Origin of the sequence: Kluyvera intermedia (genome assembly GCF_021440345.1) — a bacterium.
In the GTDB taxonomy this organism is placed as follows: Bacteria; Pseudomonadota; Gammaproteobacteria; order Enterobacterales; family Enterobacteriaceae; genus Kluyvera; species Kluyvera intermedia_A.
Genome location: NZ_JAKCNS010000072.1, coordinates 1 through 19467 on the forward strand (window position 1 = coordinate 1; position 19467 = coordinate 19467).

General features: G+C 53.7%; 18 protein-coding genes. 7 read left to right on the forward strand and 11 right to left on the reverse strand.

Annotated elements, in window-relative coordinates; genetic code table 11:
- Positions 1 to 297 precede the first annotated feature (297 nt).
- The 3 genes from LZ634_RS17890 to gss all read right to left on the reverse strand — a co-directional run bounded on the left by LZ634_RS17890 (position 298) and on the right by gss (position 6184).
- Positions 298 to 2586 (reverse strand): FdhF/YdeP family oxidoreductase, encoded by a 2289-nt coding sequence (locus LZ634_RS17890; RefSeq protein WP_234507609.1) that lies wholly within the window; start codon positions 2584 to 2586, stop codon positions 298 to 300.
- A 453-nt stretch (positions 2587 to 3039) separates the two neighbouring features.
- The gene (locus LZ634_RS17895) at positions 3040 to 4221 is read right to left on the reverse strand and encodes a PLP-dependent aminotransferase family protein (protein WP_234507612.1); all 1182 of its coding nucleotides are present in this window, start codon (positions 4219 to 4221) and stop codon (positions 3040 to 3042) included.
- A 97-nt stretch (positions 4222 to 4318) separates the two neighbouring features.
- Positions 4319 to 6184, reverse strand: coding sequence for a bifunctional glutathionylspermidine amidase/synthase (gene gss, locus LZ634_RS17900; RefSeq protein WP_234507614.1), 1866 nt, complete (start codon positions 6182 to 6184; stop codon positions 4319 to 4321).
- A gap of 156 nt (positions 6185 to 6340) precedes the next feature.
- Between gss and LZ634_RS17905 the strand changes: the two genes are divergently transcribed.
- The gene (locus LZ634_RS17905; RefSeq protein ID WP_234507616.1) at positions 6341 to 6889 is read left to right on the forward strand and encodes a DsbA family protein; all 549 of its coding nucleotides are present in this window, start codon (positions 6341 to 6343) and stop codon (positions 6887 to 6889) included.
- A 50-nt stretch (positions 6890 to 6939) separates the two neighbouring features.
- A complete protein-coding gene (gene yghU, locus LZ634_RS17910; protein WP_234507618.1) occupies positions 6940 to 7806 on the forward strand; it encodes a glutathione-dependent disulfide-bond oxidoreductase in 867 nt (288 codons plus the stop codon).
- Between the two features lie 31 nt (positions 7807 to 7837).
- Here the strand turns inward: yghU and LZ634_RS17915 are convergent, their stop codons facing one another.
- Complete coding sequence (locus tag LZ634_RS17915; RefSeq protein ID WP_061284311.1) at positions 7838 to 8128, reverse strand: DUF2623 family protein; 291 nt, start codon at positions 8126 to 8128, stop codon at positions 7838 to 7840.
- A gap of 190 nt (positions 8129 to 8318) precedes the next feature.
- Between LZ634_RS17915 and LZ634_RS17920 the strand changes: the two genes are divergently transcribed.
- Positions 8319 to 9359 (forward strand): aldo/keto reductase, encoded by a 1041-nt coding sequence (locus tag LZ634_RS17920; protein ID WP_234507619.1) that lies wholly within the window; start codon positions 8319 to 8321, stop codon positions 9357 to 9359.
- Positions 9360 to 9431: 72 nt separating this feature from the next.
- Here the strand turns inward: LZ634_RS17920 and LZ634_RS17925 are convergent, their stop codons facing one another.
- Positions 9432 to 9929, reverse strand: coding sequence for a TIGR00645 family protein (locus tag LZ634_RS17925; RefSeq protein ID WP_234507621.1), 498 nt, complete (start codon positions 9927 to 9929; stop codon positions 9432 to 9434).
- Between the two features lie 72 nt (positions 9930 to 10001).
- Positions 10002 to 10511, reverse strand: a complete 510-nt coding sequence (locus tag LZ634_RS17930) for an ESA_00282 family adhesion-associated protein (RefSeq protein WP_234507624.1) — start codon at positions 10509 to 10511, stop codon at positions 10002 to 10004.
- 103 nt (positions 10512 to 10614) lie between these two features.
- Here LZ634_RS17930 and LZ634_RS17935 point away from each other — a divergent pair, with 103 nt between their 5' ends.
- Entirely contained in the window at positions 10615 to 11010 is a 396-nt protein-coding gene (locus LZ634_RS17935) for a hypothetical protein (protein ID WP_234507626.1), read from the forward strand.
- 1 nt (position 11011) lies between these two features.
- Complete coding sequence (locus LZ634_RS17940) at positions 11012 to 11455, forward strand: cytoplasmic protein (RefSeq protein ID WP_234507627.1); 444 nt, start codon at positions 11012 to 11014, stop codon at positions 11453 to 11455.
- Here the strand turns inward: LZ634_RS17940 and LZ634_RS17945 are convergent.
- The 4 genes from LZ634_RS17945 to exbB all read right to left on the reverse strand — a co-directional run bounded on the left by LZ634_RS17945 (position 11428) and on the right by exbB (position 15974).
- Complete coding sequence (locus LZ634_RS17945) at positions 11428 to 12960, reverse strand: glycoside hydrolase 43 family protein (RefSeq protein WP_234507629.1); 1533 nt, start codon at positions 12958 to 12960, stop codon at positions 11428 to 11430. The two genes, LZ634_RS17940 and LZ634_RS17945, sit on opposite strands and share 28 nt — an antisense overlap.
- Positions 12961 to 12970: 10 nt before the next feature.
- Positions 12971 to 14398: a glycoside-pentoside-hexuronide (GPH):cation symporter gene (locus LZ634_RS17950; protein WP_234507631.1), complete on the reverse strand. Its 1428-nt coding sequence runs from the start codon at positions 14396 to 14398 to the stop codon at positions 12971 to 12973.
- 412 nt (positions 14399 to 14810) lie between these two features.
- Complete coding sequence (gene exbD / locus LZ634_RS17955; RefSeq protein ID WP_234507633.1) at positions 14811 to 15236, reverse strand: TonB system transport protein ExbD; 426 nt, start codon at positions 15234 to 15236, stop codon at positions 14811 to 14813.
- A 6-nt stretch (positions 15237 to 15242) separates the two neighbouring features.
- Positions 15243 to 15974: a tol-pal system-associated acyl-CoA thioesterase gene (gene exbB / locus LZ634_RS17960; protein WP_234507635.1), complete on the reverse strand. Its 732-nt coding sequence runs from the start codon at positions 15972 to 15974 to the stop codon at positions 15243 to 15245.
- Between the two features lie 251 nt (positions 15975 to 16225).
- On the opposite strand from exbB, the gene metC reads away from it, so the two are divergent.
- Positions 16226 to 17413, forward strand: coding sequence for a cystathionine beta-lyase (metC, locus tag LZ634_RS17965; protein WP_234507637.1), 1188 nt, complete (start codon positions 16226 to 16228; stop codon positions 17411 to 17413).
- 248 nt (positions 17414 to 17661) lie between these two features.
- Positions 17662 to 18321: a DedA family general envelope maintenance protein YghB gene (gene yghB / locus LZ634_RS17970; RefSeq protein WP_052281891.1), complete on the forward strand. Its 660-nt coding sequence runs from the start codon at positions 17662 to 17664 to the stop codon at positions 18319 to 18321.
- 203 nt (positions 18322 to 18524) lie between these two features.
- On the opposite strand, the gene LZ634_RS17975 is transcribed toward yghB, so the two are convergent.
- Positions 18525 to 19415 (reverse strand): AraC family transcriptional regulator, encoded by an 891-nt coding sequence (locus tag LZ634_RS17975; RefSeq protein WP_234507639.1) that lies wholly within the window; start codon positions 19413 to 19415, stop codon positions 18525 to 18527.
- Positions 19416 to 19467 lie beyond the last annotated feature (52 nt).

Below are 19467 nucleotides of genomic sequence, written 5' to 3' on the forward strand. Positions count from 1 at the left end.
TAATTGATTTAAATCAATTAATGAGTTATATCGAAAAAACACTTAGATTGATCTGATGCGAGTTATCATAAATAACATAGCCATTTATAGGTAATAACCTATTCTGATAGATACCCTACAGAGAGTATGGGAAGCACCTGGCGGCAGGAAAATAGGTTGGAAGGTAAGTTCAGAACGAAAAAAGAGACAGCATGCATGTCTGCGATACTGCCTCTTCTAGTGATAAAGAAAAGCCCATTTGTCTGGCCCCGCGAGTCAGTTGTTAACAACTCAAGCCTCGCAGGTGATAACGCACGGTTACGCCTTGCTGATGATAACCGGTACGCTCTTATAGGCAGGCGTCAGGCTTTGCGTATCCACGGCATCCAGCGACAGTAATACGTTAGCCTCCGGCAGGTAGGCACCGATTGACCCGGCGGCCATGCTGTAAACCACCACCGTCAGCCCGTACATGGCGCGCCTGGAATCCGGCTGGCCGTTATCATCCAGCGCCAGAAGATTAATCACATCCCCTTCAACCAGACCCCGTGCATCGGTTTCCGCCCGGCTTAAAAACACCACGTCGCGACGACCGGTGATCCCGCGATAGCGATCGTTCATCCCGTAAATCGTGGTGTTGTACTGATCGTGGCTACGCAGCGTAGCCAGCACCAGCGCATCGGCAGGCTGTTTATCGCGTTCAACGGCATGCTGGCGACTCACCACGAAATTGGCTTTACCGGTAGCGGTATGCCACTCGCGGCGTGAAGCTGGGATATCCATACGAAAACCACCCGGTTTATCAATCCGCGCATTGTAGTTCGCGAATGCCGGAATCACATCGGCGATGGCCTCGCGAATCAAAGCGTAGTTACCGCTCATCACCTCCCAGTTAACGGGGGAATTCGGCAACGTGGCGCGAGCCATTTCGGCCACAATCGCCGGTTCTGATTTCAGCCACGCTGACGCGGGTTTCAACGCCCCGCAGGAGGCATGCACCATCGACATGGAATCCTCAACGGTGACCGACTGGATCCCGCTGGTCTGCATGTCGCGTTCGGTACGTCCCAGCGCCGGCAGTAGATAGTTGTGCTTCGCCAGTAGCAGGTGCGAACGATTAAGCTTGGTGGCAACATGAACCTGTAAATCGAGCTTTTTCATCGCTTCAAAGGTACGCTGCGGCTGCGGCATCGCCACCGCCAGATTGCCGCCCATACAGATAAGCGCTTTCGCCTCTTCCCGTTCGATAGCGCGAATACTTTCAACGCTTGAGCGCCCGTGTTTGCGCGGTACGTTGATATTAAAGCGGGCTTCGAGACGCAGCAGAAACTCTTCCGAAGCGGCTTCATTAATCCCCACCGAGCGATCGCCCTGCACGTTGGAGTGGCCGCGCAGCGGACAAATACCGGCACCGCGCTTGCCCATATTGCCTTTCAGCAGCAGCAGGTTAACCAGCTGCTGAACATTCTCGGTGCCGTTTTTATGCTGGGTGATCCCCAGACCATAGCAGACGATCGTCGCCTTCGATTTATCGTAGCGGTACGCCAAATCTTCCATCTGACTGCGCGTCAGCCCGGAATCATTCTCCAGATCCGGCCAGCGGCACTGGTGCAGATCGTCGTACAGCGCTTGATATCCTTGGGTGTGCTCAGCCAGAAATGCGCGGTCGAGGCACGGCTCCTCTCCCAGCAAAATTCTGGCCTCATCCATCTCAATCAGCGCTTTCATCACCCCTTTGAGCAGCGAGCTATCGCCGCCCATTTTGAGCTGGTAGTAATCGTTGCTCAGAACGGTGGACTGCCCTTTGAGCATATCGGTGGGGCTTTGCGGGAAGCTAAAGCGCTCAAGCCCACGCTCCGCCAGCGGATTGATGGAAATAATACGCGCGCCGCGCTGCGCCACTTCCCGAAGCGTCGTGAGCATACGCGGGTGGTTGGTACCCGGATTATGGCCGATACAAATCACCAGATCGCAGTGCTCAAAATCCTCGAGTTCAACGGTACCTTTACCCATCCCGATGGACTGAGTCAGCCCAGCGCTGGTTGGCCCGTGACACATGTTGGAGCAGTCGGGAAAGTTGTTGCTGCCGTATTCGCGGGCAAACAGCTGATAGAGGAATGCCGCTTCGTTGGAGGTACGTCCGGAGGTATAAAACTCTACCTGTTCCGGGGAATCATAGCTGCGCAGACGCTCGCCGATTTCCGCAAACGCCTGCTGCCACTCCACCGCCTGCCAGCGGTCGGTCGCGCGGTCATACTTCATTGGATGCGTCAGGCGGCCGATATTTTCCAGCTCATAGTCGCTGTAATTCCAGAGTTCGGCCACCGAATGCTGGCGGAAAAACGCTGGCGATGCTTTCTTACTGGTGGTCTCCCAGGAGACCGCCTTAACACCGTTTTCGCAAAGCTCCATCGACGAACGATGCTCAGGGTCAGGCCACGCGCAGCCTGGGCAGTCAAAACCTTTTACCTGGTTCATCCTGAACATGGCGATAATATCGCGCGCAACGGCCTTTTGTGAAAATACCGACGCCGTCACTGCTTTGACCGCACCCCATCCACCTGCCGGCCCTTGATAGCCGTTTACACCCTGAACACCCTGACTCATTTTTACCGCTTATTCTGTAGGCTATTTCAATGATGAATACGGTAGCAATTTCGTTGGGCTAAAGATTTCCTCTTCACGGAGTACGCGGGCTCTACGCTGTACGGGTTAGAGAACCGCTCCCTGCAGGTGGCATATCTCATCACCCAAAGCACGCGAGACACAGGCGCTCCCACACGAAAAAAGGGGTTGATCTGATACGAACAACCTCTTATTTTCATCGCTGATTTTTCACCTGGGCCCTACGATGTCGACGATGAGTAAAGCGCACGCGGTAGTGAACAGCAGAATAATAAGAACAATAAGCTGAGGAATTTGTTATGTGGTTATTTATTGGTACTGCGGCTGTCGCCATTCTGGCAACGCTGATGCTGGTTTGGCTTGACGACAGAATTGCCGATCCGGAATAAAAACGGATAAGGTTCCGCGCCAGTGGATGGCGCGGAACATAGAGTATTACAGCGACTTCGCCAGACGTTCTACGGCAGTCACCAGCCCTTCTTCAGAGACGGTCGAGTAGGATAAACGCAGGGTGCGGGTATCCGGATTATCGTTATAGAACGCTTCGCCCGGCACGTACACCACGCCATTTTCCAGCGTCTTATTCAGCCACTGCATGGTATCGAACGGATAGCGGAAGCGCGCCCACAGGAACATCCCGCCTTTCGGTCGGCTAAATTCCAGATGCTCGCCCAGACGGGTTTCCAGCGCGTTAGCCAGCGCATCACACTTCTTACGATAGTCTTCACGGATAAGCGCAATCTGGTTTTCCAGGCGATTCATACCCAGATACTCAGTAGTAATCACCTGCGACAACATATTGGTATGCAGATCGGCGGCCTGTTTGACGATCACCGTCTGCTGCGCCAGCCAGTCCGGCATGACGATCCAGCCAATACGCATCCCCGGCGCGAGGATCTTGGAGAAGGTCGAGGTGTAAACCACCTGATCTTCACAGCCCAATTCAACAGCGTGCTGATACAGCGGGCGCTGTACTTCATCGGTAAAGCTGATTTCGCCGTACGGATCGTCTTCGATGATCACAAAGTCATGCTGTTTTGCCAGCTCGACCAGCCGACGACGACGATCGTCGCTCAGGGTTTTTCCGCCCGGATTACCGAAAGTCGGTACCAGATAGACCGCTTTGACGGTGGTGGTAGTCAGCAGCTCGGCGAGCTGTTCCACCAGCATGCCGTGGTCATCGGTATCAACGCTGAGAATATTAGCCTGTGCCAGCTGGAAAACCTGCAGCGCCGCCAGATAGGTTGGACGCTCAACTACAATCGCATCGCCCGGATCGAGCAACGTGCGCGCCACGATATCCAGCGACTGCTGTGAACCGGAAGTGATGTACACATGACTTGCCTGGCAGGCCACGCCGCGCGCCTGGCACAGCTCGCTGACCGCCTGACGCAGCGGCGGATAGCCCTCGGTCAAACCATACTGGAACGCGTCGTTGAAGCGCTCGCTCATCACCTTCTGCACCGCCAGCTCAAGCCCTTCGGTATCAAAAAGCTCCGGGGCCGGAATACCGCCGCCAAGAGAAATCACACCGGGTAATTTACTGTGCTTTAAGAGTTCGCGGACGGCGGAGGGTTTGAGTTCACCCGCGCGGACGGCAAGGCGCCGATCGTGCATAGTATTTTCCTTTTCTGTCTTGTTGTTGTGTTTATTGCCAGCGGATTTTTAAAAGTAGCCCGGTCGAACGCAGCGACGTCGGGCTACTCATCCGCCTTTACTCGTTATCTTTTATGACGATCAGCGGTTCGATATCGCTCTCTTTTTTAATCACCAGAGAGTCATCGCCCCGCAGGCAGGTGCCGCCATAGTTACCGCCAACGGTAAAAGTACATACCTGAATATATTTTCCCGCCACGTTTGGCAAGCACCAAAGTTGCTGGTAAATATTTTTCCGGTCGACAAACTTACCGCTGGTTTGATCCAGCAGTTGATCATGGCCGCTAACCAGATCGATGTTGCTGCCGCAGCGGCCGGAAATCGGCTTCACGGCGTAGCCGGTTTTCGCCAGATGCTCACTGACTTCAAAATCGGTATCCAGCAGATACGGGTGGTTCGGGAACAGCGACCACAGCACCGGCAGAATCGCTTTGTTGCCAGGGATCACCGTCCACAGCGGTTCAAAGACCATCACTTCCGGGCGCAGCAGCACGTCAATCAGGCGCACTTCATTATCCGGATGACCGGTACGGATAGGCACCGCCGCGTACTCGCTTTCGCTGACTTCACGCACCTGCTCAATGGCAGTTTCCCACGCCCAGGTTTTCCACACGCAGTTGACCAGGCGGCCATCGCCATCAATCAACTGGCCTGCGGCATCCCAGCGCAGCTCGTCAAGGCCGTAGAGAATTTTGCACTCAAAGCCCGCCTGGGTCAGCGCACGCTGCATAAACTGGGAGTGATAGTTCTCTTCGAGATCTTTGTCCTGCATGATGTGCACGAACGGTCTGGCCAGGCTGTGTTTCCACGCCCCCACCAGCTCGCTGAGCAGCTCTTCCGCCGGGTTATGGCCGCTGCCCTGATAGCCGGTTTTCAGCCACTGTTCGAGGATCAGACCACCTTCAGTATGGCAGGACGCGGAGTCGGCGTTGTATTCATAAACCTTCAGCCCGCGCTCATCCATGCAGAAATCCATCCGCCCGGTGATCATGTCATGGCGACGGCGCTGCCATGACAGACGCAGACGCGGCCAGAGGATTTTTGGAATATCGAACAGCGCCAGCAGATTGTCGTCACGCATCACTTTGTCGGTGGCGTGGAGATACATCAGGTGCATCTCGTTGGTTGCTTTAATCAGCTCCTGCTCTGCGCTTTCCGTCATGGTGAAGTACTGATACGGGTCGCGGTTAATCACGTGGCCGTTTGCGGCGACGTACGCTTTTTGCAGCGAGTCGCGCTCGTCGAGCCAATCGCCATCGAACTGGCCGTGATTGTCGAGACGTGCTCCGCCCAGTTTCAGCGCCTCACCGGCAATGGCGGGCTGCGGCAGGCTAAAGCGCGCGTCGTCGGTCTGGATCATCCAGCCAAGAATCGTGGTGTCGTCAAAGGTATCATGCAGAATGTAGTGGCCGTCTTTGACTTCAAGCGTCAGTTCGCGGGTCCACTGTTGGCCTGCCGGCAGCGGCGAGTGCAGCACGTTCTGTTCGGCGATGCGCACCTTGTTGCCAAGCAGCTGAGTGATCACCGCAACGTGGCCGGTTTCGTTAAACTCACCGCCCTTCTGCCAGATAAGCAGCGAGCCGACGAGCGGCGGACGACGGGAACCGTTGGCGAAAGCCTGTAAAGGTAGAATGGCGTCATTCACCACCTGGCGCAGGTAGCGCAGGGAAAAGATCTCGTAGGCCATGCCGACGTCGGTGAAGACAAATCCGTAGGTGATAAACAGGAAGCGGCGGGCAAACTCCACGCATTGCCACTTGTAGCCCATGTATTCGTTGTCGATGTAGCTGCGAAACGATGCGTCGTCAGGCATGTCGCCTGGCTTTAAACTGCTGTAATTCGAAGAGTAAATGGCTACGCCACCCGGCGCATACCCCAACAACGTGCCAAATGGGGCGTCACTATTGGTACTTCCCGTATTCATGAACCTTCCTCAAACATACCGTGCGATTTACTCGCCTGAACGTTGAAATTTATCCGACAAAAGTGGATTAATCATACACCCGAGTATGCGAGGATGACCTATCGCAGGGAAAAATAATCCTCCGAAAAATCGACATCAATGACATCAGGAGTCCGCATGAGTTTACAGGCACAGCCGCTGGTTTGGGGCCATGGAGCGCGCACGTTCGAGGTGTTTCTGGAACCCACCTGCCCATTTTCCGTAAAGACTTTCAATAAGCTGGACGCGCTGTTGGCGCTGGCCGGTGAAGATAAGATCAGCGTAAAAATTCGTTTGCAGTCGCAGCCGTGGCATCTGTTTTCCGGTGTTATTGTTCGCTGCATTCTTGCCGCATCAACCCTGGCGGACGGCAAAGCCGCCGCGCATAAGGTGATGCAAGCGGTCGCCGACCATCGCGAGGAATTTGAATTTACCGATCACTGCAGCGGCCCCAATATGCAGGCCACGCCGCAGGAGATTATTGAGCGCCTGGAACGCTACAGCGGCGTGCCGTTGGCAGAGGCGTTTGCCCTGCCCGAGCTGCAAAAAGAGATCAAATGGCACGCCCGCTATGCCCGGCAGAACGGTGTTCACGTCTCGCCAACCTTTATGGTTAACGGTCTGGTGCAGCCGGATTTAGGCAGCGGCGATGACGTCAGCGTCTGGGCAGCACGGCTTTTTGCCTGAGGCTGCTACACTTTCCCCCTCAACACATCATCAAAATAAGGCGAGCGATTATGTCAGAGAACACCTATCAGCCACCCAAAGTCTGGGAGTGGACGCAAAGCAGCGGCGGCGCATTCGCCAATATCAACCGCCCAATTTCCGGCGCCACCCACGAGCAGGCGCTGCCGGTGGGCCATCACCCGCTCCAGCTCTATTCGCTGGGCACACCTAACGGCCAGAAAGTTACCATCATGCTGGAAGAGCTGCTGGCGGTAGGCGTCACGGAGGCAGAGTATGATGCGTGGTTAATCCGCATTGGCGAGGGCGATCAGTTCTCCAGCGGTTTTGTCGAAGTGAATCCAAACTCAAAAATCCCCGCATTGAGCGACCACTCCACCACGCCGCCAACCCGCGTGTTCGAGTCCGGTAACATTCTGCTTTATCTGGCGGAAAAATTCGGTCACTTCCTGCCAAAAGACCCGGCAGGACGTACCGAAACCCTGAACTGGCTGTTCTGGCTACAGGGCTCCGCCCCGTTCCTCGGCGGCGGTTTCGGCCACTTTTATAACTATGCGCCGGTCAAAATCGAGTACGCAATCAACCGCTTCACCATGGAAGCTAAGCGTCAGCTCGACGTGCTGGACAAGCAGCTGGCACGCGGCCGCTATGTGGCAGGAGAAGAGTACACCATCGCCGATATGGCTATCTGGCCGTGGTACGGCAACGTGGTGCTGGGGAATGTGTATGGCGCGGACGAGTTCCTCGACGCGCAGAGCTATAAAAACGTGATGCGCTGGGCGCAGGATATTGCCAGCCGTCCAGGCGTGAAGCGCGGTCGTATCGTCAACCGCACCAATGGCCCGTTGAATGAGCAGCTGCATGAGCGTCATGACGCCCGCGATTTTGACACCAATACCGAAGATAAACGTCAGAAGTAAGCCTATATCGCCGGGTGCCTGGCACCCGGTTTTACTGCCCTTCCAGACGGTAGCCCGCCATAAAGTAGCGTACGGTGGTGCTGGAGTCGTGCTCTTTAAAGAAATCCATCACCATCTCTTTATCCAGCCCGTAGCGGCGCGTCAGAATACCCGCTTCCCAGGCGCTGAGCTGGCGATCGCCGGTTTTCTCAAACATGCGGTGCGAAAAACCCAGCACGAAGCCGCGCTTGTAGTCCGCGCAAAATCCGACCACTTTCTGCGCACTATCGGCATAAGGCGCCTTCATTCCCGCAATCAGCCCCTTACCAAAATGGTTGTCCATCGTTCCCCTCCCCAATCGTTATATATAAAATTATATAGCGATATTTTGAGCGATGGCTAGCGCTATTTACCCGCTACCCATAAAGAGGCACAACGCTGGCTTTTTCTGCGCATGTGATCGAGCCAACGGGCATTCATATCGAAACAACGTATTGTGGAAACAGCGTTTCAAAAAAAAGAAAGGAGAAGTTATGGCCTGGCAAGCAAACCCAGCCCGTTATGAAAGTATGCAGTATCGCTACTGTGGCCGCAGCGGCCTCCAGCTTCCTGCACTATCCCTCGGCCTATGGCACAGCTTTGGCCACATCCACGCGCTCGATGAACAGCGCGCGCTGCTGCGCAAAGCCTTTGACTGCGGTATCACCCACTTCGACCTCGCCAATAACTACGGTCCACCACCGGGCAGCGCTGAAGAGAATTTCGGCCGTCTGTTACGTGACGATTTTGCCAGCTACCGCGACGAACTGATCATCTCCACCAAAGCGGGCTATGACATGTGGTCAGGGCCTTACGGTTCCGGCGGTTCGCGTAAATATCTACTGGCCAGCCTCGATCAGAGCCTCAAGCGTATGGGGCTGGAGTATGTCGATATCTTCTACTCTCACCGGGTTGATGAAAAAACGCCGATGGAAGAGACCGCCGCCGCGCTGGCGCAGGCGGTACAGAGCGGCAAAGCGCTGTATGTGGGCATCTCTTCCTATTCGACCGAGCGCACCCAGGCAATGGTTGAACTGCTGCGCGAATGGAAAATCCCGTTACTCATCCACCAGCCGTCTTATAACCTGCTAAACCGCTGGGTCGATAAGAGCGGTCTGCTCGATGCCCTTGAACACAACGGCGTCGGCTGTATTGCCTTTACCCCACTGGCGCAAGGGCTGCTGACCGGTAAATACCTCAACGGTATTCCCGACGGTTCACGCATGCAAACAGAAGGTAAAAAGGCACGAGGCCTAACGGAAAACATGCTGAGCGAAAGCAACCTGAGCAGCCTACGCTTGCTCAATGAGATGGCGCAGCAGCGTGGACAGTCGATGGCACAAATGGCGCTGAGCTGGCTGCTTAAAGACCAACGCGTGACGTCGGTCCTGATTGGCGCAAGCCGTCCTGAGCAGATAGAAGAGAACGTGAAAGCGTTGGATAATCTGCATTTCTCGCCTGAAGAGCTGGCGCAGATAGATAAACACGTGGCGGATGGGCAGCTAAATCTCTGGCAGGCGTCGTCTGATAAATAGAGGGTCTGCGTATCAGCAGGCCGGATAACACCTTATCCGGCCTGCAATATATTCACGGGGAATACGCTAAAGTCAGCCTTTTTTCGCGCGGGTCACGCTATCGAGGTAGCCCATCACAAATGCAGAGAGAACAAAGGTCAGGTGGATAATCACATACCACATCAGCTTGTTATCCGGGACGTTTTTAGCATCCATAAACACTCGCAGCAGGTGAATAGACGAGATAGCCACAATTGATGCCGCCACTTTATTTTTCAGCGAGGTGGCATCCATTTTACCCAGCCAGTTCAGTTTCTCTTTGTGGGCGCTGATATCCAGCTGCGAGACGAAGTTCTCATAGCCGGAAAACATCACCATCACCAGCAGTCCGCCGACCAGCGTCATGTCCACCAGCGACAGCAGGGTCAGTATCAGATCCGCCTCAGCCAGGCTGAAGATATTGGGCAGAACATGAAAGATCTCCTGAAAGAACTTGATGGCTAAAGCCAGCAGCCCCAGCGAAAGACCAAAATAAACCGGGGCCAGAATCCAGCGCGATGCATACATCATATTCTCAAGAAAGCGTTCCATAGTGTCCTGTTGATAAGTCAAATTCGGCTGAGAGTATATCGCAACTACGCAACATAATATCAACAGCTAAAATCACACATCATGGGGGCGAATAAACGGCCGTTGATAGTCTGGCCATACCAACGCAACCAGCTCGGGATAGGCTTCCTGAGCAAATTCCCGGTAGCACTGCTGAAGACTTGTCACCACCGGATCGCCCAGCGTGACCTGTTCGCCCTTGAGGCAGCGTCGTTTGATCTCGTCGTAATACTCATAGACGGCACCATTGAGGTCACGACAGCGCTCCTGCGCTTCAAAAAGGCCGGGCGTTTCTTTTAATTCATCAATCGACATGCGCTTAATCGTGGACTGGAGAAAATCGATATACTCATGATTAATACGCCAGTACCATGGCGGGGTAATGGTACTCATCAGCCCGGCGAAATGGTTTTCACCTTCATCTTTGTTCAGCGGTGCAGCTTCTGTAGGTGCCGCCTTTTCATTATCAGTATCAGATGTTTCGTTATTTTGACCGTACATGAAAAATAAAATAATGACGGTGAGTAACAGCAACACCATCACAAAATAAATAATACCGCTCATGGTTTTCTCCACTTTTTTTGATTTTAAAAGTGCTCCATGATAATGTCAACGAACCTCACTATAATAAAAACTACGCTCCTGCCAATCGAATGATGATGCCTATATGATAGCTGAAACCCTTATCCCAGCTCGCTTTTGTATCTCAGCCGTAGACGCTGAGAGCAGTGATGTGAAGCCGCTTCAGCTCGTCGAGCCGGAGAAAGCTTCGCTCGCCGATTGGCAAGATGAGATATTGATAAGCGGCGGTCAGTCCCGTAACCCATTACTCGAAGAGCGCGATCGTCATATTAAAGATAGATTATATCGGGTGGCTAAAATTGAAGCCTTTGCCCTTATGCTAAATAACCTGGTCGTACAGGGGGAGATCTCCGCGCTGGAGTTAAGTCAAATTATAGAGTTAAAAACCCAGGACATTAATGAAGACGGTAATAAAATCTGGCTTAATTTAATGACCCAGGAAAGAGCTGCTCCGCTGTTTTATAATCTGACGGAAAAGTAGTATGAAACTTGTCGATGTTACTGAGGCTAATATAACGTTAAGCCCGCAGATAAGTGATGAAACTCTTCTCCAGAGAAATCTTCAGGCGTTACGCGATGAAAAAAACGCCGAAGGTCGTCGCATCTCTAGCCCTTCTGCGCCCATTCCCGCGGCGTTAGTCAAAATGAAGTGGCAAAACCGCCGTGAAATCTATGCTTATCAGGTCAAAGAGGAAATCTTTGGCTCCGCGCTCTGTGAAGTGATGGCGCGTTATCCCCACCTGCGGGACAAAATCCTGGCGCATACGGAAGCCTGCTATCAGCACGTCCTCAGCCGGGAGACCGCGACTCTCGAGATCAGTCGCGGCCTGGCCGACGGGGATTATCGGACGTCTAATGTCATCCTGAAAATAGAAAAGGATGACGAAAAAAAACCGGATCAGCCGATAATATCCAGAGCAAAATGATCGAACGCGCAGGAGCCGCCCGCTATCGTTGATTCCAGTGATAGCGCCAGCAGCCCTACTTTTGCCCCAACCCATTTCCCTTTCCCTGCGGCAAAGGATTGCGGGATAGACCGCCAATCACCGCCCTCCTGACGCCAGGCAAAGCGGCAGATGCCCCCTAAGGAAACGTCTACCTTCATCTCGCAGGTTGCGGCATCCACATGCGCTATCGCCTCGCGAGTTTCACGTACGACTCCCGCATCGCTCATCCAGCCCGTCACCCACAGCAGCCGCTGCCTATCACCGACGTTTTCCAGCAGCAGTGCAGCATAACGTTCACCGTAGACAATCAGCCCACCGGCGTCACCGGACGTCGCCGCATTTAGCGCCAACGAAGTCTGAGCGGAGAATTGCCAGGCCGGAAATTTTTGCAACAGCAGATTAGGTAGCCAGTAGAAATTATGCTTATTTTCTATCTGCGGTAGCGCGCAACAGCGAAGGTTCAACTGATGCTTTCCCGCTAGCAGCCACGCGGGATTGGGGTTGGCCTGCCACTGCCATTGCAGGCCGGGCTTACCATCAGAAAAATCATCGCTCGTTTGCGGTAACACACGTGGGGATAGCGGCAGGCTTGCCGGGCGCGGCCCACGCATTATAGGTTGCCCTTCACCATCCTCACCCAGCGGTTCCCCAATGCGTGGCCAGTCGTCGGCCTCCCAGCGCATCGGCTGTAGGTGCACAATGCGCCCGTACAAATGCGCATCCTGGAAATGGACAAACCAACATTCGCCATCGTCCAACTCAACCCACCCGCCCTGGTGCGGACCATTGACCGGCGTATTCCCCTGGAACAGAACGTTTTTCGCTACCCACGGGCCCGTCATCTTTTTGGCACGTAGCACCGTTTCCCACCCGGTTTCCACACTGCCCGCTGGGGCAAAGATGTAATACCACTCGCCGCGTTTATAGACTTTTGGCCCTTCTAGCGTGGGCTGATCGCAGCTACCGTCATAGATAATGCGCCCTTCCCCCAAAAGCTGTTTACCGTCAGGTGACATAGCGAATAGCTGCAGTTGGTGTTTAATCCCACTGCGGCTGTGGGCGAACGCGTGTACCAGCCATGTTTCACCGTTGTCATCCCAAAACGGACATGGGTCGATCCATCCTTTAGCCGCTTGCACACAGTGCGGTGGGCTCCACTCCCCCCATGGGGAGTCAGTGTGACACATGAAAATCCCTTCATCCGGGGTACTGAAAAACACCCACAGCTTATTATCATGCCAGCGAATCGACGGCGCCCAGACGCCTTTGCCCGGCTGGTATTCATCAAACCCTGCCAGCGGTAAAGCGTTAAAAACATGATTGATGATTTTCCAGTTCACCAGGTCAGTCGAATGTAGAATCGGCAATGCTGGCATATGGTTAAAGCTGGAGGAAACCATAAAGAAATCATCGCCCACCCGCACGATATCCGGGTCTGAATAGTCAGCGCAGAGGATCGGATTCTGATAGTCATTTGATGTCATCTCGCCCTCCTTAGGCCTTGTGCAGTAAGCCTGTCACGGCTTCTGGTTTGGCATCGTTTAGCGCTAAATTTGCCTGCTGGCGGGCCGACAAATCACGTTGAATCGTTGCCATCGCCTGATCATCAAGTTTATAAAAGCGCGACAACCACCACAGCACCAGATAGGAGAGCGATGGCCCCAGGGTCAGCAGCCCAACAATCCCCATTGTCGCCATCGGCGTTTGTACCGATACGCCCGCCTGATAACCAAACAATCCCAGCGAGAAGCCCACGACCGCACCGGCAACCGCCATCCCCATTTTCAGCGCAAACAGATTGCCAGAGTAAGACAGCCCGGTAATGCGACGACCAAATTTCCACTCGCCGTAGTCAGCGGCATTAGCCATCATGTTCCATTTAAACGGTTGATACATCTGGTGGAAGAAGCCAACGAGGAAATACAGCGGGAACACTACCGGCAGCCAGGTCGGCGGCACGAAGAACATCACCACGCCGACCACAACCAACAGCAGGTTAATGTTTTTAAACAGCGACACTGCGCGATAGCGCTTTGCCAGCCAGCCTGCGGCGATACTGCCGATAATAGTGCCCACCACGCTGGTTGAAATAAACGCCGACTTCATCGCCGTCCCGGCTGCGGACTCGACGCCGCCCATCATCAGGTAGGTGGCGTAGTACAAGGTCGCCGCACCGCGCATGACTCCCGCCATACTGGAGAAAAAGGTGATGATCGCCACGATCCGCCACTGATCGTTTGCCAACAGCGAACGCAGATCCTCCCGAATACTACTTTGCTGTTCCACCGCTGGCGCAACACGCTCTTTGGTCGAGAAGAAACAGAACAGGAGCATCACAATGGCTATCACCCCCATGATCCCCATGGTGGCCTGAAAACCGAACTGCTTATCGTCCTTACCCAGATAATCGACGAGGAACAAGGTCGCCACAGAGACCATCAGCCCGGCAACGGAAGAGATAGTAAACCGGTAGGATTGCGCCGACAGGCGGTCTTTTTCATCACGGGTAATGACACCGCCAAGCGCACAGTAGGGAATATTGATAAAGGTGTAACACAGCATTAGCAAGGTGTATGTCAGGTAGGCATATACCAACTTACCGGATTCACTAAAGGCTGGCGTAGTGAAGGTCATTACCGCCAGCACGGCGTAAGGAACGGCAAACCAGATAAGCCACGGGCGGAAGTGGCCCCAGCGGGTTTTTACCCGGTCGGCAACGATGCCGGTGAGCGGGTCGGTTATCGCATCAAGTACACGAGTCACCAGGAACATGACCCCCACAGCGGCTGCCGAGAGGCCGTAAATATCGGTGTAAAACCAGGTCAAAAACATCGTTACCGAAGAGTAGACGATGCCGCAAGCGGCGTCGCCCATGCCGTATCCCAGCTTTTCTGAAATAGACAATTTTGAATCGTTTGCCACGAGGTAATCCCCTTTAATTGAAGAGGCTTCAATGTAGGAGGATGAAAAAAACAATCCTATTGTCTTTTTTCGTACTGGTATTACGTTTTATAGCAACTGCGGAAGCTGTCACACATCTTGATCATTTATCATACAGCTTTCATTTTTGTGACTTTACACCGGGCTAAATGCTGAAACACCCGGCTACGGTTCCCCGGCATGCTAATGCCTGAACCGATGCGGGTGCTTATATTATTGTTAGCATTCAGAATTAATCGCAGAAAGGTTAATACTATATTCCGCGAATTAAATCGTACTAAATAACACTTAATTTTTGATTGTATTTAGAGATTCAAAATAGGACTTAAGGGAAATATTCAGCGCGGCAGGAGAGCATAAAAACGAATGGCGCAGAGTGCGCCATTCGGGATGATTATTTTTTGGCGACGGTCTCTTCGCCGACCAGGCCAATCTTCAGATAGCCTGCCTGATGTAGGGTGTCCATCACCTTCATCATCGTTTCGTAATCGACCGTCTTATCAGCACGGAAGAAGACGGTGGTATCTTTCTTACCTTCCGTCAGCGTTTCCAGTGCGGAAACCATGTTGTCTTCGGTAATGGGGTCATTGCCGAGGAACATGGATTTATCCGCTTTCACCGACAGATAAATCGGTTTTTCCGGACGCGGCTGTGGCTGGCTTGAAGAAGCCGGCAGGTTGACTTTAACATCAACGGTTGCCAGCGGTGCCGCCACCATGAAGATAATCAGCAGTACCAACATAACGTCGATAAACGGCGTTACGTTGATGTCATGCATTTCGCCGGTATCGTCCAGATTTTCATTAAGACGCATTGCCATGGGGCATTAACCTACTCGTAATTTCTGGGCGGTACGAACCGGATGCACGCCGCTGGCGCTGAGATCCAGGTCACGGCTCTGCAGCAGCAGCACCTGCGCTGCAACGTCGCTGAGACTCGCTTTAAAACCGCCGATAAGACGTGCGAAGACGTTATAGATAACCACCGCAGGGATCGCAGCGAACAGACCAATCGCGGTCGCCAGCAGCGCTTCTGCAATACCCGGGGCCACGACCGCCAGGTTGGTGGTTTGCGTCTGGGCAATACCGATGAAGCTGTTCATGATGCCCCATACGGTACCAAACAGACCGACGAACGGGGAGATTGCACCGATGGTCGCGAGGAAGCCATTACCACGGCCCATGTGACGTCCAACCGCCGCCACGCGACGCTCAAGACGGAAACCGGTACGCTCTTTAATGCCTTCGTTATCTTCCGAACCCGCAGAGAGCTCCAGCTCGTTCTGCGCTTCGTTGATTAATTGGCTGCTGAGGCTGCGGGCATCAAATGCCGTTGCCACTTCACTCGCCTGGTTAAGAGAACGAACGTCCCCTAACAGTTTTTGTTCGCGCTTGAGGCGGCGCTTATGGGAGAGAAGCTCTGCACCCTTGCTGAAGAAGATGGCCCAGGTGACGACGGATGCCAAAATCAGGCCGATCATGACCACTTTAACCACGATGTCGGCATGATGATACATACCCCAAACGGAGAGATCCGCCTGCATCAAATTATTACCCACTGTGTATCTCCAGGACATAAATCACAAAATCTGAGCACAATAATATCAAAAAAACGTCGAATTGATAGTAGTTCTCATTAGTATTTGCATATTGACCTAAATCACACTTATTTTCCTTGCGCTTACGCAGTAAAAAAGTTTTCTCCGGCGGATAAGGCAAAATTTTCTGCTGTATGCGCAGGAAACGCTATACCCAGCTGACAATCGTGATAGTTTAGACGTCCAGACGTATAAAAACAGGTATGACAGACATGGCAGAGAAGCACCTCGATACCGCGCTGGTTAACGCCGGACGCAGCAAAAAATATACCCAGGGTTCGGTCAATAGCGTGATTCAGCGGGCTTCTTCGCTGGTCTTTGAAACGGTAGCCGCCAAGAAACACGCGACCCATAACCGCGCCAACGGCGAGTTGTTTTACGGGCGTCGCGGAACGCTGACCCACTTCTCATTGCAGGAAGCAATGTGCGAACTGGAAGGCGGCGCGGGCTGCGCCCTTTTCCCGTGCGGTGCGGCGGCTGTCGCCAATACCATTCTGGCGTTCGTCGAACAGGGCGATCACGTGCTGATGACCAACACCGCCTATGAGCCAAGCCAGGACTTCTGCACTAAAATTCTGGCCAAGCTCGGCGTCACCACCAGCTGGTTCGATCCGCTGATTGGCGAAGAGATTGCCACGCTGATTCAGCCCAATACCAAAGTGGTGTTCCTTGAATCTCCGGGCTCCATCACCATGGAAGTCCACGACGTCCCGGCCATTGTTGCCGCCGTTCGTCGCGTTGCGCCTGACGCCATCATCATGATCGATAACACCTGGGCCGCCGGTATTTTGTTTAAAGCGCTGGATTTCGGTATCGATATTTCCATTCAGGCGGGCACCAAATACCTGATTGGCCACTCTGACGCGATGGTCGGCACGGCGGTCTCTAACGAACGCTGCTGGCCGCAGCTGCGCGAGAACGCCTATCTGATGGGCCAAATGCTCGACGCCGATACCGCCTATATGACCAGCCGCGGCCTGCGTACGTTAGGCGTGCGTTTACGTCAGCACCATGAAAGTAGCCTGAAAATCGCCGAATGGCTGGCGCAGCAACCGCAGGTCGAGCGCGTCAACCACCCCGCGTTGCCAGGTAGTAAAGGCCATGAATTCTGGAAGCGTGATTTTACCGGCAGCAGCGGCCTGTTCTCCTTCGTGCTGAAAAAGCATCTGACCCCGGACGAACTGGCAACCTACCTCGATAACTTCTCGCTATTCAGCATGGCGTACTCGTGGGGCGGTTTTGAGTCGTTGATTCTGGCGAACCAGCCGGAGGAACTTGCCAGCATTCGCCCTGACGGTAAAATCGATTTCAGCGGCACGTTAATTCGCGTCCATATCGGTTTAGAAAACATTGACGATCTGATTGAGGATTTAGCGGCAGGATTTTCCCGCATCGTGTAACATAGCCACTGCCCGGCGGCGTAAGGGGTCGGGCAGGTTAACTTATTTTTTGGGCGCTCCGAGTGGCGCCTCAACGATGTTGAGAGCAGTCGTCTCCCGAATCGATACACCCACATCGGGCGTAAACAAATTACGCGTTGTTGTCAGAAAATCAGAACAACGCCGCTTCATTTGTTGCGTATGCGATCAAGGTGTTCTTAATCATTCGGGCGTACAATGTGTGAAAACGCTGTTCCACAGGAATGTTCATGGTCGTTATTCAAGAGATTGTCGCCGCGCTTTGGCAGCACGATTTTGCTGCTCTGGCGAATCCGCACGTCGTGGGGATCGTTTACCTGGTCATGTTTGCCACTCTGTTTCTGGAAAATGGCCTGCTTCCTGCCTCATTCTTACCCGGTGATAGCCTGCTGCTATTGGCGGGGGCGCTCATTGCTAAGGGCGTGATGGGCTACGTCCCGACTCTTGTGATCCTCACCACCGCTGCAAGCCTTGGCTGTTGGCTGAGCTACATTCAAGGTCGCTGGCTTGGCAACACTCGCGTGGTGAAAGGCTGGCTGTCGCAGCTGCCGGATAAATATCATCAACGTGCAACCTGCATGTTTGACCGCCACGGTCTGCTGGCCCTGCTGGCCGGGCGCTTCCTGGCGTTTGTGCGTACCCTGCTGCCAACAATGGCGGGTATTTCCGGTTTGCCAAATCGCCGCTTCCAGCTGTTTAACTGGCTGAGCGCGCTGCTTTGGGTTGGCGTGGTGACTAGCCTCGGCTATGCCCTGAGCATGATCCCCTTCGTTAAACGCCATGAAGATCAGGTCATGACCTTCCTGATGATTCTGCCAATATTCCTGCTGGTTGCCGGCCTTTTGGGTACGGTCATTGTGGTGATTAAGAAGAAGTACTGCGACGCCTGATTGGCGTATTCACCTGCGCGCTTTTATCGCGCGCATCTTGTGAATTATCTGAAACCCGGCAAATACCTAACATCGTTAGTTTAAGATTGAGATACCCGGGGCGACCGCCGGGTTTGGCGTCCCTCCGGGAACCAAATCCCGGCGTTTCCCCTAATCGCTTTGCTTAAGTGAACAGTGTTAGGTATTTGCCGGGTTTTCTGTTTTTACATTCCGCGCAAACGCGCCGCATCCTCTCCCGGCGTGATGCCGAAATAACGCTTAAACTCCCGGCTAAACTGCGACGCGCTCTCGTATCCCACCTGCATTGCCGCCGCGCTGGCCTTCAGACCATCATGTACCATCATCATTCTGGCTTTATGCAGGCGATAGGCTTTCAGGTACTGCAGCGGTGAGGTGCTGGTGACCGACTTAAAGTTATGATGGAACGCGGACAGGCTCATATTCGCCTCCGCCGCCAGTTGGTCCACGCTCAGGGTTTCGGTGTACTGACTCTCAATACGTTTGAGCACCCGGCTAATCTGGCTGAAGTGAGTCTGGCGGCTAACCAGCGCCATCAGCGCACCGCCGCGCGGCCCCAACAGCACGTGGTAAAGCATTTCGCGGATAATCTGTTTCCCCAGGATACGCGCATCCAACGGTCGCTCCATCACGTCCAGCAGGCGTTCTGCGGCGCAGAGGATTTCATCCGACAAGGTGGCGGAGTTAATTCCGCTTTCCGCCATCGCCGGGCGAAACAGCGCATCCTCGCCAATGTCCATCAGCAGCTCCTGCAGCTGTAAAACATCGACGTCGAGGCGAAATCCCGCCAGCGGTGCCTCTTCGGTCGCAAAAGTTTCACATTCGAAGGGTAAAGGTACGGTGAGCAACAGATATTCGTTGGCATCGTAACGAAAGGTGCGCTCGTTGATGTAACCGATTTTATAACCGGAAAAGAGAAACACGATGCCCGGCCGGTACATCACCGGCGTGCGGCCGCTTGGCTGAGTGCCGTAGATCAGTTGAATATCAGGCAGTACGGCCCTTAAGCTTTGTTCTTTACTTTTCAGCTGCTTAGTCTTTTCTGTCAGCAGCGCACAGATCTCTTCACGGTTCATCAACGAACGCTCCAGGTACCTTTTCCGACGCAATCATTGTGGACATGATTGA

Excerpts from the sequence above, each read along its gene's own strand:
- LZ634_RS17940 (WP_234507627.1), top strand. The coding sequence starts at position 11,012 with ATGAAACTTGTCGATGTTACTGAGGCTAATATAACGTTAAGCCCGCAG.
- exbD (WP_234507633.1), bottom strand. The coding sequence starts at position 15,236 with ATGGCAATGCGTCTTAATGAAAATCTGGACGATACCGGCGAAATGCAT.
- LZ634_RS17930 (WP_234507624.1), bottom strand. The coding sequence starts at position 10,511 with ATGAGCGGTATTATTTATTTTGTGATGGTGTTGCTGTTACTCACCGTC.
- yghB (WP_052281891.1), top strand. The coding sequence starts at position 17,662 with ATGGTCGTTATTCAAGAGATTGTCGCCGCGCTTTGGCAGCACGATTTT.
- LZ634_RS17975 (WP_234507639.1), bottom strand. The coding sequence starts at position 19,415 with ATGAACCGTGAAGAGATCTGTGCGCTGCTGACAGAAAAGACTAAGCAG.
- LZ634_RS17935 (WP_234507626.1), top strand. The coding sequence starts at position 10,615 with ATGATAGCTGAAACCCTTATCCCAGCTCGCTTTTGTATCTCAGCCGTA.
- yghU (WP_234507618.1), top strand. The coding sequence starts at position 6,940 with ATGTCAGAGAACACCTATCAGCCACCCAAAGTCTGGGAGTGGACGCAA.
- LZ634_RS17890 (WP_234507609.1), bottom strand. The coding sequence starts at position 2,586 with ATGAGTCAGGGTGTTCAGGGTGTAAACGGCTATCAAGGGCCGGCAGGT.
- LZ634_RS17905 (WP_234507616.1), top strand. The coding sequence starts at position 6,341 with ATGAGTTTACAGGCACAGCCGCTGGTTTGGGGCCATGGAGCGCGCACG.
- LZ634_RS17895 (WP_234507612.1), bottom strand. The coding sequence starts at position 4,221 with ATGCACGATCGGCGCCTTGCCGTCCGCGCGGGTGAACTCAAACCCTCC.
- LZ634_RS17915 (WP_061284311.1), bottom strand. The coding sequence starts at position 8,128 with ATGGACAACCATTTTGGTAAGGGGCTGATTGCGGGAATGAAGGCGCCT.
- LZ634_RS17945 (WP_234507629.1), bottom strand. The coding sequence starts at position 12,960 with ATGACATCAAATGACTATCAGAATCCGATCCTCTGCGCTGACTATTCA.
- LZ634_RS17925 (WP_234507621.1), bottom strand. The coding sequence starts at position 9,929 with ATGGAACGCTTTCTTGAGAATATGATGTATGCATCGCGCTGGATTCTG.
- gss (WP_234507614.1), bottom strand. The coding sequence starts at position 6,184 with ATGAATACGGGAAGTACCAATAGTGACGCCCCATTTGGCACGTTGTTG.
- LZ634_RS17920 (WP_234507619.1), top strand. The coding sequence starts at position 8,319 with ATGGCCTGGCAAGCAAACCCAGCCCGTTATGAAAGTATGCAGTATCGC.
- metC (WP_234507637.1), top strand. The coding sequence starts at position 16,226 with ATGGCAGAGAAGCACCTCGATACCGCGCTGGTTAACGCCGGACGCAGC.